This window comes from Neorhizobium galegae, from assembly GCF_021391675.1.
GTDB lineage: Bacteria > Pseudomonadota > Alphaproteobacteria > Rhizobiales > Rhizobiaceae > Neorhizobium > Neorhizobium galegae_B.
The window spans coordinates 1,329,893-1,342,530 of the sequence record NZ_CP090095.1 but is presented as its reverse complement, the minus strand read 5'-3'; the positions used below and the strand labels follow the sequence as shown (position 1 = coordinate 1,342,530).

Genomic DNA, 12,638 nt, shown 5'->3' with positions numbered 1-12,638 from the left:
ATGTGAAATTTCGGGTTTCGGCCATTATCAGAGGGCCTTTCAAGCCCGTGGTTTAGGAGAAACGCAAGGTGCGTACAACAGCAGAGTCGGTGACAGGCCTCATCGAGACGGCCGAGCCGATCGAACTGTCCCTCGTCGTGCCCCTCTTCAACGAAGAAGAAAGCGTGCGCCCGCTGATCGAACGGATCTGCGCGGCGATGGCCGGCTACGCGGCGAGCTGGGAACTCATCCTCGTCGACGACGGCAGCACGGACGCGACGATCGCCAATGCCCGCGAAGCGCTGAACCGTCCTGGCCTCGACCTGAAGATCGTCGCGCTGCAGCGCAATTTCGGCCAGACCGCCGCGATGCAGGCCGGGATCAACCAGGCAAACGGCCGGCTGATCGCCACGCTTGACGGCGACCTGCAGAACGACCCGAAGGACATTCCCGGCATGGTGGCCGAGCTGGAGCGGCGCGAGCTGGATCTGCTGGTCGGCTGGCGCAAGAACCGCCAGGACGGGCTGCTGCTGCGCAAGGTGCCGTCCTTCATCGCCAACCGGCTGATCGGCCGCATCACCGGCGTACGGCTGCACGACTATGGCTGTTCCTTGAAGATCTATCGCGGGTCGGTGATCAAGCAGGTCAAGCTGATGGGCGAGATGCACCGCTTCATTCCGGCCTGGGTTGCCGGCGTGGTGCCGAGCTCGCGGATCGGCGAAATGCCGGTGACCCACCATGCGCGCCAGCACGGCGTTTCCAAATACGGGATTTCCCGCACCTTCCGGGTGATCCTCGATCTGCTGTCGGTGATGTTCTTCATGCGCTTCAAGGCGCGGCCGGGGCATTTCTTCGGCTCGCTCGGCCTCGGGCTCGGGGCGCTGTCTGCGATCATCCTCTTCTACCTGTTCATCGACAAGTTTATCATGGGCAACGACATCGGCACACGGCCGCTGTTCCTCATCGGCGTCATGCTGTTCCTGTCCGCGGTACAGATGATCACCACCGGCATTATCGCGGAAATGATCGCCCGCACCTATTACCGCGATGACAACTCGCTCAGCTACATCGTCAGGGAAGTCTATGAGGGCGATGCGGCGCATCAGTGACGCGCTTGCCCGCCGTCCCGACCTCATCCTCTGGCTGATCGCTGCATATTATGTGCTCGCGGTCATCCTTCGGGTGCTGCGTTCGGAGGCGCTCGAAAGCGACGAAGCGGAACAGCTCTACCAGTCGCAGTTCCTGCTGATGGGGTACGGCCGTCAGCCGCCGTTCTACAACTGGCTGCAATACGGGGTCGTCCACCTGATCGGCCCGTCGGTCCTTGCAGTCGCGCTGGTCAAGAACCTGCTGCTATTCCTCACATGTGCGGTCTATGGGCTGGCGGCCCGGGTGTTGCTGAAGGACCGGCGGCTCGTCGCCATCGCCATGATCGGCGTGATCGCCATGCCGGCGGTCAGCGTCATGGCGCAAAGAGACCTGACGCACGCAATCGCCACGCTGTTTGCAGTCGCGCTGTTCTTCTACGGTTTCCTCCAGACGCTGACGCGGCCAACCCTTTGGACCTACCTGCTCACCGGCATCGCGGTCGGGTTCGGGCTGATCGCCAAGTATAATTTCGTCATCGTGCCCGTCGCGGCGATCCTCGCCATCCTGCCGGAACCGGGCTTGCGCAAGCGCATTCTCGACTGGCGGCTGATCCCGGCGCTTGCCGTCGCAGCGGTGATCTGCCTGCCGCACGGGCTTTGGGTGCTCGGAAACCTGGGCGAAGCGACGGCCGGGACGATCAAGGCTATGCGCGAGGACGCGTCGGGCAACCCCATTCTCGACCGGCTGTCCGGTATCGGCACGCTTTTCGTCGCCATACTGACCGGCGGGCTGCCGGTGCTCGCCTTTTTCCTGATCGCCTTCCGGCAACCGCTGATCGATGCCTGGCAGGCGACGAACCAATGGACGCGGGTGATCGGCCGGACGCTCGCCATCTGCCTGATCGCCGTCGGGCTGATCGGGCTCGGTTTCGGCGCCACCAGCATCAGCGAAAAATGGCTGTCACCGTTCCTGGTTCTGCTGCCGCTCTATCTGTGCCTGAAGCTCGAGGCCGCCAATGCGGAGACGAGCCGCAGCATCCCGCGGCTGCTGTTTCCGGTGGCGGTGCTGGCGCTCGGCTTTGTCGTCTATATCGCGCTCGGCAATGTCATCGGCCCGATGTTCGGCGATTACACCAAGGAAAACCTGCCGTCCGGGCCGTTCATCAGACAGGTGGTGGCGGAGCATGCCGATACCAAGCCGGCCTATGTGATCACCGACGATCCCTATCTTGCCGGAAGCGCCCGGCTGGAACTGCCGCAGGCCCGCGTGCTGCTGCAAAGTTTCGGTCAGACGCCGCCGCTCGGCGAGGCGGAGAGACGCCAGCCGGGCCTGATCGTCTGGCAGGGGGGGCGATGACATGCTGGCCGCTCTCGGGCCCTATCTGCAGGCCAATGGGGTTGCGGCGGAAAGATTGACGCCGGCGACCGAGGCCGTGCCCTATCTCTTCTCGGGCGGGCAGGACAGCGTCACGTTTGGATATGCCTGGGTGGAGCCGGGCAGATAGAGACCGGTGGTCTCCCTCTCCCCCCTTACGGGGGAGATGTCACCAGGGGTGACAGAGGGGGGGTGGGTCTGCGAACTCAATTGCCGGAGAGTATGCCGCGACACCCCCCTCTTCCCCTGCCGGGGCATCTCCCCCACAAGGGGGGAGATTGACTCGCGGCGACGGCTCACTCCCTGACGCTATCTTTCAAATGATCCAGCGCCGCCCGCAGCTTTTCGATCACCTCATCCACCTCAGCGCGGCTGATGGTCAGCGCCGGCGAAGCGAGCATGCGGTCGCCGGTGGCGCGCAGGATGAGGCCGTTTTCGACGCAGTGATTGCGCACCAGCGTGCCGATATCGTCGGGCTTTGCATAACGCCGGCGGGTGGATTTATCCGCAGCAAGCTGGAGGCCGCCGATCAGGCCGACGCTTTCGGCCTGGCCGACCACCGCGTGATCCTCCAGGCTTTTCCAGGCAGCGGCAAAATAAGGACCGATATCGTCGCGGACGCGCTCGACCAGCCCCTCTTCCTCGATGATGCGGATGTTTTCCAGAGCAGCGGCAGCCGCGACCGGGTGCCCGGAATAGGTGAAGCCATGGTAGAAATCGCCTAACTCCTCGACCATCACGTCGGCGACGCGGTCGCTGACCAGCACGCCGCCGATCGGCAGGTAACCGGAGGACAGGCCCTTGGCGATCGGCGCCAGATCCGGCTCGAAGCCGAAATGCTGGTGGCCGAACCAGGTGCCCAGGCGGCCGAAGCCGCAGATCACCTCGTCGGAAACGAGCAGGATGTTGCGTGCCTTGCAGATGCGGGCGATTTCCGGCCAGTAAGTTTCCGGCGGAATGATAACGCCCCCTGCCCCCTGGATCGGTTCGGCGACGAAGGCTGCGACGCGCTCCTCGCCGAGTTCGTCGATCTTCGCCTCCAGCTCGCGGGCGACCTTCAGGCCGAATTCCGCAGGCGAAAGATCGCCGCCCTCGGCATACCAATAGGGCTGGTTGATGTGATGGATGCCCTCGATCGGCAGGTTGCCCTGTTCGTGCATCAGCTTCATGCCGCCGAGCGAGGCGCCGGCGACGGTCGAGCCGTGATAGGCGTTCTTGCGGGCGATGACCAAGGTCTTTTCCGGCTTGCCCAAAGCCTTCCAGTAGACCCGCGCCATGCGGAACCAGGTGTCGGTCGCTTCCGAGCCGGAATTGGTGAAGAAGACGCGCTTCAGGTTTTCGCCGGTATGGGAGGCGATCTTCTGGGCGAGCAATGCCGCTGGCTCCGTCGTGGTGCCGAAGAAGGTGTTGTAATAGGGCAATTCCTGCATCTGCCTGTAGGCGGCATCGGCGATCGACTTACGGCCGTAACCGACATTGACGCACCAGAGGCCGGCAAACGCATCGAGATATTTCCTGCCCGCCGAGTCGTAGATATGGACGCCTTCCGCGCGCTGGATGACCCGAGCGCCCTTGGCGTTCAGCTGCTTCATGTCCGAGAACGGGTGCAGGTGATGGGCGGCATCGATTGCGGCGAGATTGGAAAGCGGCTGCATATCGGTCATGACTGTCTCTCTGCCTCAGATTGTGCCGTCAATTCTTATCGGTTACGAACAGAGTTCCGCAACACCCGTCAAAAGACATTCCTCATGGCCCTAGAGACCGCCCCGCCCCGCATCGAAATCCTGCTCGTCGGCATGAACGGCGACCTGCGCGGCAAACAGATCCCGATCGAGGCCGAAAAGAAGGTCTGGGACGGCACGGTGCGCCTGCCCTCCTCCACCCAATCGCTGGATATCTGGGGCGACGACAACGACGACATCACCGGCCTGTCGCTGTCGGTCGGCGATCCGGACGGGGTCTGCCTTCCCGATCGGCGCAGTCTCGCGCCAATGCCGTGGGCGCCAGAAGGGTCGAAGCAGGTTCTCTCGACCATGCACGAATTCGATGGCACGCCTTCCTTCATGGATCCCCGCGCCATTCTCGCAGCCCTTCTCAAGCGCTTTGACGAACGTGGCCTGACGCCGGTCGTGGCGACCGAGCTCGAATTCTACGTGATCGAGGACGACTGGCGCGAAACGGGCAGGCCGCGCCCGCCGGCCAGCCTCATGTATCGCGGCGAGCCGAACGGCTTCCAGCTCTACGACATGAGGGCCGTCGATGCGCTCGACGACTATCTGCAGACGGTGCGGGCCTGGGCGAAACTCCAAGAACTGCCCGCGGATGCGACGACCGCGGAATTCGGCCCCGGGCAGTTCGAGATCAACCTCCTGCACCGCGCCGATGCGCTGGCGGCGGCGGACGACTGCATCTATCTCAAGCGCATCGCCGAGCAGGCAGCCAGGAAGCATGGGCTCAAATCCACCTGCATGGCAAAACCCTATGCAGAGCATGCGGGCTCCGGCCTGCATGTGCATGCGAGCATCATCGACCGAGACGGCAACAATGTGCTGGACGCCAGGGGTGGCGATCCGGTGCGGCTGAAATCCGTCTGCGCCGGAATGTTGAAGACGATGCGGGATGCGCAGCTGATCTTCGCGCCGTTTGCCAATTCCTACCGGCGATTCCAGCCGGGATCCTTCGCGCCGGTCGATATCGACTGGGGCTACGGTCATCGGGGGACTGCGGTGCGCGTTCCGGACGCCCAAGGGCCGGCCGCCCGCATCGAACACCGCGTCGCCGGCGCCGACGTCAATCCGTACCTGCTGCTCACCGCCATTCTCGGCGGCATGCTTTTAGGATTGGACGAAACATTGGATCCGGGTCCTGCGACCGAACCGGGCAAGGAGCCGCCGGCCGGCACGAAAAAGCTGACGCACGATTTCCTGACGGCGGTCGAGGAGTTTTCCGCCTCGCCCTTCATCGCCGACGTGTTTGGCGCGCGCTATCAGAAGCTCTATGGCGACACGAAGCGCAAGGAGGCGATCACCTACCTGCGCACGGTCTCGGATTTCGACTACCAGACCTATCTGCCTCGGATCTAGGATTTAGGCCTATGCCTTTTTCATCCATGGTGCGTAGAGAATGTCTTTGACATCAACAAACATGTAGACATCGCCCGGTTTGAAGCCGAATGCCTGACTCCAGGCGGCAGTATAGGAACCGAGTTCCGCGTTGAGCTCACCTAGGGCCGTCCCGTCTCCGGTCTTGGCGGCGTTGATCTCCTCCTGCTCCAAAGCTTCCATCAGGTCGCTATAGGTGCTGTTGCCCTCACTGTCGGGAATGAAGACGATGATGCCGCTCTTGTCCTCGAACCTTACCGAAAGCTCGATCTCGTCCTCGGTGAAACGCTCACGGTTCTTGACGATCATCTGGGGAAGCACGATCGCGAACAGATTCTCGCGTGAGATGGCGCCGTCGTAGGCCTCCTGCTGCTGCTTCACCAGCTGCATGAATTGCCATCCGTTTTCGGAAATCAGCTGCTTCAGCGTCTGCTTAACGCTCAGGTCGGTGACCTTGAACTGATCCGAGTCGATGAACTCCATCGCTTCGACGGCCAGCTCGCCCTTGGCGTCCAGCTCCATGAACGCGACGCTGATCGCAAAGGCCGCCTTCAGCGTCTCTTCAGCGGGCTCTCCGGTAATACCGTTCGCCACCTGGACGAGATCGGCTTTCTTTTCCTTGTCTTCGTCAGTTTCGGCAGGCTGGGCGTTCGCCTGCTGAAGGATCAGCAAAGCCGCAGGTTGAACGACGGAGATTGAAGTCATGCCGGTCCTCGTCCGCGACGCACCACCCCTGATGGGCATTGCCGCGATTTGCCGGGCGCTTCATGGCCAGACCAACCAATGATTCTATCAATGGTTGAAAATCTAATGCTCCCCACTTAACGAGATATGAACAAGCGGAGGCAAGAGGTTGTATTGCGGGCCTCGGACTCGCCCAGATGCCGCGATCTCCGGTGGCGGGATTAGGCATTGGCCGCACACGATCGATGTTTAAGCGAATGTTTCAACCTATCTTAAATTCATGGAGCCTAAGGAAGCTGGATATTTGAAGTCTTGCGGCACATCCGATGCGTATTGTTATCGCCAAGTCACTCTTTACCGGCCTCTTGTCCCTACTCGCTTCTCTGGCCCTGTCATTTGCCTTCGTTCCGATGTTGGGCGGGGAAGTAGCCGGGGCCGGCTTGGTGATGACCATCGTTTGCCCGCTTGCTATCTCGATTCCCGCCTCGGCCGTGCTTTTCAGCCAGTCAGAACGAATCCGACGTGCGGAAGCCATGGCCTCTGACGCACTCACGAAACTGGCCGCCGCCTACGAGGAACTTCAGCGGCAGTCTCGCCAGGACGGATTGACCGGGCTGTTGAACCACAGTGCCTTTTTGGAGGAACTGCAGACCTTCAGCCGGGAGGGCGTAACCGGAGCCCTTCTTTTTCTGGATCTCGACCATTTCAAATCGATCAACGATCGCCACGGTCATGCAACCGGTGACGAGGTCCTTCGCCGCACCGGGCAGATACTCGCCACGTATGACGGGCAATTCAATATAGCGGGCCGCCTCGGAGGCGAAGAATTCGCTCTCTTTCAAGGTGGCCTGACCGTCGACGAGATGTTGAGGTGGTGCGAGGATATCCGTGAACTCATCGAAGGCCTGGATGTGCGCTCCGCCTCAAGATCGAGTGTGCCGGTATCGGCCAGCATAGGAGCTATCCACTGCGCTTCGGGCTTCGATCCTCATGAATGTCTCAGAGCCGCCGATGTAAACCTGTACGAGGCAAAATCGCTCGGGCGAAATCGGGTCGTTTCATCCATCTGAAGCGGCGGCAGAACGGTTCGGCTACCGCCGCGAACCCGCTCAGATGCCGCTGCCGTCCCCTTCCTGTGTCACGCGCTCCTGCGGCTTGTTGACCAGCACGGTCAGCTCGCCGGCATGGATCTTCAGGAGCACGTCGCGGTCCATGGGCAGCAGTTCCCCGTCGATAACACAGCGGATATCGTGACGCTCGCGGGGGAAGTGCAGTTCCAGTTCGGTCGCCGTCATCGCCGTGACGGCCGCGTTTTCCTTCAGCCGGCCGCGCATGATGTCGAAGGTCAGCCGCGCCACGCCCGCCGGCGTCAGCGGATCGGCGACATAGAAGCCGAGATGGCCGCCGGTCAGACTGTCGGCGAACATCAGCGGATCGCGGCCGAATTCATTATTGGAGACGGAAATCGCCGAGACCTTGCGGTGCCCGATCTTGCCGCCGGCGTTGAACTCCACCTCGAATTCCGGCGGATTGAACATGACGCCGATCGCCGCCCGCGTGCTCGCGCGTATCTTGCCCAGCCGCGAAGCGAAGGTCATCGAATTGCGGTATCGCACCATGCGCGCATGCATGCCGGCAGAAAACTGGTGCACGAAGCTCTTGCCGTTGGCGCTGGCGATGTCGATGTTTTCCGGCGTGCCATCGGCCAGCGCATCCAGCACCTGCCAGATATCGAGCGGCAGTCGCAGCGAGCGGGCGAAAAGGTTCATGGTGCCGGCCGGCACGACGCCGAGCGTCAGGCCGCTTTTCCAGGCGATGCCCGCGGCCGCAGAGATCGTTCCGTCCCCGCCACCGGCGATCAGCCCTTCGACGCCGGTCGTCGAGGCCGCCTTTTCCATGGTCGAGACCACGTCCTTGCCGGACACCACGTGGCATTCGATCTCGTGACCGGCCGCCTTGAACGTCTCGGCAGCTCGAGCGCAATAGGCGTCCATATCGGTGGTTCGGAAGGTACCGCCATCGCGGTTGAAGACGGCAAAGAGGTTCATCTGATCTCGCTTGCAGAGGAGCGGATTTGGCGCGGGACAACGGCCCATCAGAGAAATGGTTGCGACCCGGAGCTTTATCAACAAGCGCGCCGCCGCTTCAGGAAAAAACTCACAATCCCGTGAAGGCGCACCTGAATAAATGGCGGATACTACCGCAACGCACAATGCCATGTTAGCCTGAAGACCGGTCATTTCGATGACCCGCTCACCTCCAGAGCGGGTGGATGTCTCCCACATCCTACCCGCGTCTTTTTCCAGCAGATTCAACATTATGACCGATACTGCCGCCGATTTTCACTCCGCACGGGACCGTTCGGAAGCCCAAGACTTTGATAGTGCACCCGCTCTTTCGCGGCTCGCCGTCATCCTGATCGAAATCGCATTGGCGGTCGGAGGCTTCGGCATCGGCACCGGCGAATTCGCGATCATGGGCCTGTTGCCGGATGTCGCCTCCACCTATCAGGTCAGCATTCCGATGGCAGGCTACGTGATCAGCGCCTATGCTCTCGGCGTCGTCATCGGTGCGCCGATCATCGCGGTCGCCGCTGCCCGGATGACGCGGCGGTCGCTGTTGCTGATCCTGATGACGGTGTTCGCGCTCGGCAACATCTTGAGCGCCATGGCACCGGACTTCTGGAGCTTTACCGCGCTGCGCTTCATTACCGGCCTGCCGCATGGCGCCTATTTCGGCGTCGCGGCTCTCGTCGCCGCCTCGATGGTGCCGCCCAACAAGCGCGCCCGCGCCGTCGGCCGGGTGATGCTCGGTCTCACCGTCGCGACCCTGGTCGGCACGCCGATCGCCACCTTCATGGGCCAGGTGCTCAGCTGGCGCGCCGCCTTCTTCCTGGTCGGCGGCATCGGCGTCGTGACGGTGGCGCTGCTCTGGTATTTCCAGCCGCGCGACAAGGTGCATGAGGGCGCCAGCATCTGGCGCGAGCTGAGCGCCTTCGGCCGCGCGCAGGTATGGCTGACGCTCGGCATCGCGGCGGTCGGTTTCGGCGGCATGTTCTCGGTGTTCAGCTACATCGCCTCGACCACGACGGTGACGGCCGGAATGTCGGTCAGCATGGTGGCGATCGTGCTCACACTGTTCGGCATCGGCATGAATGTCGGCAATATTGTCGGCTCGCGGCTGGCCGACGTGTCGCTCAAGGGCACGATCGGCGGCGTCATGGTGTTCAACGTCATCGTCATGGGCGCCTTCGGGCTGTGGGCGCAATATCCCGTCGTGCTCTGCCTCTGCGTCTTCCTGATCGGCTGCGGCTTCGCTGCGGGCCCTGCCCTGCAGACGCGGCTGATGGACGTCGCCGCCGACGCGCAGACGCTGGCCGCCGCCTCCAACCATTCGGCCTTCAACGTCGCCAACGCGCTCGGCGCCTGGTTGGGCGGGCTGGTGATTGCCTGGGGCTGGGGGTTTGCCGCGACCGGTTTTGTGGGTGCGGTGCTCTCGCTGTTGGGCTTTGGGGTGTTCGCGGTATCTGCGGTGCTCGACCGGAAGATCGCGGCGGGCTGAGAGCAAGTATCCCCCTCACCCCGCCTCCGCTGTCGCTCGGCGGACAACCGGGGTCGAGCCAACGGTCTCGACCCGTCCTTCGGCCCCCCGAGGGGAGAGGATAACCGAGAGGGCGCGGCAGTTTCCCTCTTCTCCCCAGCGGGGAGAAGGTGGCCCGAAGGGTCGGATGAGGGGGCGGCTCGCGCTGCCGTCTTCGTTAGAGTCCGCGTGAACACGCAGCGCTTCGATGTCTAAGCCGCCTTCGACGCGACCTTTTCCTCCGGCATCATCATGTATCTTCTGCCATTCTCGCAGACGAAATGGGTCTTGCCCCAGATGCGGAGCGCGGTGATGACCGGTTCGAGGCTCAGACCGATCGGGGTGAGCGCATAATCGACACGCGGCGGCACGACCGGGAATATGGTGCGCGTCAACAGTCCCGCCTCTTCCAGCTCCCTGAGCTGCTTGGTCAGCATGCGCTGGGTGACCGCCGGAATGCGGCGGCGCAGCTCGTTGAAGCGAAGCGTGCCCTCTTCCAGCAGATGATAGAGGATGACGCCCTTCCATTTTCCATCGAGGAAACTCAGCGTCGTTTCGACCGGGCACCCGGGGAAATTGTCGGTCAGCTTGGCACGGGGTTTCGACATCGGAAGCGTCCTTTCACGGTATACTTTTCGGTACTATAGACCAAAAATGTGCATTCTTGCGCTCCTTGAACATAGGAGCCATCTAGTCTCCGGACAACAGGACACAAACCAAGGAGACGTTCCATGCGCGCCGTTGGCTTCAACACGCCCCAGCCCATCACAGCCGAAACCTCGCTGATCGACATCGATCTGCCCATGCCGGAGGCGGCGGGCCGCGACCTGCTCGTCGAGATCAAGGCGGTCTCGGTCAATCCGGTCGACACCAAGGTGCGCCGCTCGGCTGCGGTCGAACCCGGCCAGCACCGGATCCTCGGTTATGATGCTTCCGGCGTGGTCAAGGCGGTCGGCCCAGGCGTCAAGCTCTTCAAGCCCGGCGACGAGGTCTACCACGCCGGCGCGATCAACCGGCCGGGCACCAATGCGGAATTCCACCTGGTCGACGAGCGCATCGTCGGCTTCAAGCCGAAGACCCTGAGCTTCGAAGAGGCTGCCGCCCTGCCGCTGACGGCGATCACCGCCTATGAGGCGCTATTCCATCGCTTGAAGGTGCAGGACAAGGTGGCGGGCGCCTGGAACGCGGTGCTGGTCATCGGCGGCGCCGGCGGGGTCGGCTCGATCGCCATCCAGCTCCTGCGCGAACTTTCCGACGTGACGGTGATCGGCACCGGATCGCGGCCGGAGACGCAAGCGTGGATCAAGGAACTCGGAGCCCATCATGTGCTCGACCATTCCAAGCTGATGGCGCCGCAGCTTGCCCAGATGGCGATCGGCGCGCCCGCCTTCGTCTTCTCCACGACCCACACGGAAAATCATCTCAAGGATATCCTGGAGTTGATCGCTCCGCAGGGCCGCCTGGCGCTGATCGACGACCCGAAGGAGCCGATGGACCTGCGCGCATTCAAGAGCAAGGCGTTGTCAGTGCATTGGGAAATGATGTTCGCCCGGGCCGTCTTCCAGACCGCGGACATGATCGAGCAGCACAAGCTCCTGAACCACGTCGCCGAACTGGTCGATGCCAAAAAGATCCGCACGACGCTTGCCGAAACCCTGGGACCGATCAACGCCGCGAACCTGAAGAAAGCCCATGCGATGATCGAAAGCAACCGAACCAAGGGCAAGCTCGTGCTCTCGGGCTTCTGAGCGCCGTGTTGTGAAAAGAAACAAAGAAAGCCCGCCGTGGCTGAAACGGCGGACTTTCTTAGCGGCCTGGCGGTGGATCAGGCCTGGATGACGACGACCTTGGCGCCGACATTGACGCGGCTGTAGAGATCGACGACGTCATGGTTCATCATGCGGATGCAGCCGCTCGACATGGCAAGCCCGATCGATTGCGGCTGGTTGGTGCCGTGGATGCGGAAATGCGTGTCGTTACCACCGCGATAGAGATACATGGCGCGGGCGCCAAGCGGATTGTTCGGGCCGCCAGGCATGCCGCCTGCGAGTTTCCGGTATCGCTCCTCGCGGCGCTGCATGTTTGCGGTCGGGGTCCAGGTCGGCCATTCGGCCTTGCGGCCGACGTAGGCATTGCCGGCAAGCGCCAGTCCGGCACGGCCGACGCCGACGCCATACCGGATCGCGCGGCCGTTGCCGAGAATATAATAGGCGCGGCGGGCCGGCGTATCGACGACGACGGAGCCGGCGGCATACGGGGTGACATAGGCGACTTCGGTGCGGCGCAGCTCCGGCTTGATGTTCTCGACCGGTACGGTCTTCAGCGGAAACTGTTCGTTCGGCAGTGCTGCGTAATTCGTCTGATCGTTGATGGTGGAAGCGCAACCGGCAAGCAGAAGCGGCAGACCGCCAAGAAAGCCGCGACGGGAAATCGACATGAATGTGTCCTTGGTGCGTCGAGAAGATGACGCCGAATTTAAGAATATTATGGTTAATGAAGTGCTAAACGGGCGATTGCGGCAGTCATCACGAACGCGTCAGAAGGGTGCTGATGTAGAGAGGCCACATTGCCATGTGCGCAATGGGAAATGCATCATCCGATGTGGGCCACCGGAGGCTAGGGTATGCGCACGACCATAACCGTCGACGAAAAATTACTTGCAGACGCCAAGGAATTCAGCGGGATCAAAAATACCTCGGACGTGATCAAAAAAACCCTCACGCTTCTCGTCCAGCACGAGGCAGCGCAGAGGTTGATCATGCTTGGAGGCAGCACGCCGATCTGGAGGCTCCGCCACGCCGACGCTGGGCCCTGAATGGCACTTGGGAGGGT

At 62.3% G+C, this 12,638-nt stretch carries 13 protein-coding genes; 8 read left to right on the top strand and 5 right to left on the bottom strand.

Annotated elements, in window-relative coordinates; all coding sequences use genetic code 11:
* Positions 1–68: 68 nt before the first annotated feature.
* Genes LZK81_RS06645 through LZK81_RS06635 form a run of 3 tightly spaced genes read left to right on the top strand, consistent with a single transcriptional unit; the run spans position 69 to position 2,572 of the window.
* The gene (locus LZK81_RS06645) at positions 69–1,088 is read left to right on the top strand and encodes a glycosyltransferase family 2 protein (protein WP_233955587.1); all 1,020 of its coding nucleotides are present in this window, start codon (positions 69–71) and stop codon (positions 1,086–1,088) included.
* Positions 1,072–2,424: an ArnT family glycosyltransferase gene (locus LZK81_RS06640; protein WP_233955586.1), complete on the top strand. Its 1,353-nt coding sequence runs from the start codon at positions 1,072–1,074 to the stop codon at positions 2,422–2,424. The genes LZK81_RS06645 and LZK81_RS06640 overlap by 17 nt, the downstream gene beginning before the upstream one ends.
* A 1-nt stretch (position 2,425) precedes the next feature.
* Complete coding sequence (locus LZK81_RS06635) at positions 2,426–2,572, top strand: hypothetical protein (protein WP_233955585.1); 147 nt, start codon at positions 2,426–2,428, stop codon at positions 2,570–2,572.
* Positions 2,573–2,738: 166 nt separating this feature from the next.
* Here LZK81_RS06635 and LZK81_RS06630 read toward each other — a convergent pair whose 3' ends face one another.
* Positions 2,739–4,106: an aspartate aminotransferase family protein gene (locus LZK81_RS06630; protein WP_233955584.1), complete on the bottom strand. Its 1,368-nt coding sequence runs from the start codon at positions 4,104–4,106 to the stop codon at positions 2,739–2,741.
* Positions 4,107–4,190: 84 nt separating this feature from the next.
* Here LZK81_RS06630 and LZK81_RS06625 point away from each other — a divergent pair, with 84 nt between their 5' ends.
* Positions 4,191–5,525, top strand: coding sequence for a glutamine synthetase family protein (locus LZK81_RS06625; protein WP_233955583.1), 1,335 nt, complete (start codon positions 4,191–4,193; stop codon positions 5,523–5,525).
* 9 nt (positions 5,526–5,534) lie between these two features.
* Here the strand turns inward: LZK81_RS06625 and LZK81_RS06620 are convergent, their stop codons facing one another.
* Positions 5,535–6,248 carry a hypothetical protein gene (locus tag LZK81_RS06620; protein ID WP_046607647.1) on the bottom strand — a complete coding sequence of 238 codons (714 nt, stop codon included), beginning with the start codon at positions 6,246–6,248 and terminating at the stop codon, positions 5,535–5,537.
* Between the two features lie 305 nt (positions 6,249–6,553).
* Between LZK81_RS06620 and LZK81_RS06615 the strand changes: the two genes are divergently transcribed.
* Positions 6,554–7,297, top strand: a complete 744-nt coding sequence (locus LZK81_RS06615) for a GGDEF domain-containing protein (protein ID WP_233955582.1) — start codon at positions 6,554–6,556, stop codon at positions 7,295–7,297.
* A 39-nt stretch (positions 7,298–7,336) separates the two neighbouring features.
* Here LZK81_RS06615 and LZK81_RS06610 read toward each other — a convergent pair whose 3' ends face one another.
* Positions 7,337–8,275 carry a diacylglycerol/lipid kinase family protein gene (locus tag LZK81_RS06610; protein ID WP_233955581.1) on the bottom strand — a complete coding sequence of 313 codons (939 nt, stop codon included), beginning with the start codon at positions 8,273–8,275 and terminating at the stop codon, positions 7,337–7,339.
* Positions 8,276–8,546: 271 nt separating this feature from the next.
* On the opposite strand from LZK81_RS06610, the gene LZK81_RS06605 reads away from it, so the two are divergent.
* Positions 8,547–9,788: an MFS transporter gene (locus LZK81_RS06605; protein ID WP_233955580.1), complete on the top strand. Its 1,242-nt coding sequence runs from the start codon at positions 8,547–8,549 to the stop codon at positions 9,786–9,788.
* A 230-nt stretch (positions 9,789–10,018) separates the two neighbouring features.
* On the opposite strand, the gene LZK81_RS06600 is transcribed toward LZK81_RS06605, so the two are convergent.
* Complete coding sequence (locus LZK81_RS06600) at positions 10,019–10,414, bottom strand: winged helix-turn-helix transcriptional regulator (protein WP_046611630.1); 396 nt, start codon at positions 10,412–10,414, stop codon at positions 10,019–10,021.
* 123 nt (positions 10,415–10,537) lie between these two features.
* Between LZK81_RS06600 and LZK81_RS06595 the strand changes: the two genes are divergently transcribed.
* Positions 10,538–11,554 (top strand): zinc-binding alcohol dehydrogenase family protein, encoded by a 1,017-nt coding sequence (locus LZK81_RS06595; RefSeq protein ID WP_233955579.1) that lies wholly within the window; start codon positions 10,538–10,540, stop codon positions 11,552–11,554.
* Positions 11,555–11,631: 77 nt separating this feature from the next.
* Here the strand turns inward: LZK81_RS06595 and LZK81_RS06590 are convergent, their stop codons facing one another.
* Positions 11,632–12,243: a L,D-transpeptidase gene (locus LZK81_RS06590; protein WP_046607653.1), complete on the bottom strand. Its 612-nt coding sequence runs from the start codon at positions 12,241–12,243 to the stop codon at positions 11,632–11,634.
* Positions 12,244–12,429: 186 nt separating this feature from the next.
* On the opposite strand from LZK81_RS06590, the gene LZK81_RS06585 reads away from it, so the two are divergent.
* Positions 12,430–12,621 (top strand): type II toxin-antitoxin system VapB family antitoxin, encoded by a 192-nt coding sequence (locus LZK81_RS06585; RefSeq protein ID WP_233955578.1) that lies wholly within the window; start codon positions 12,430–12,432, stop codon positions 12,619–12,621.
* Positions 12,622–12,638: the final 17 nt, after the last annotated feature.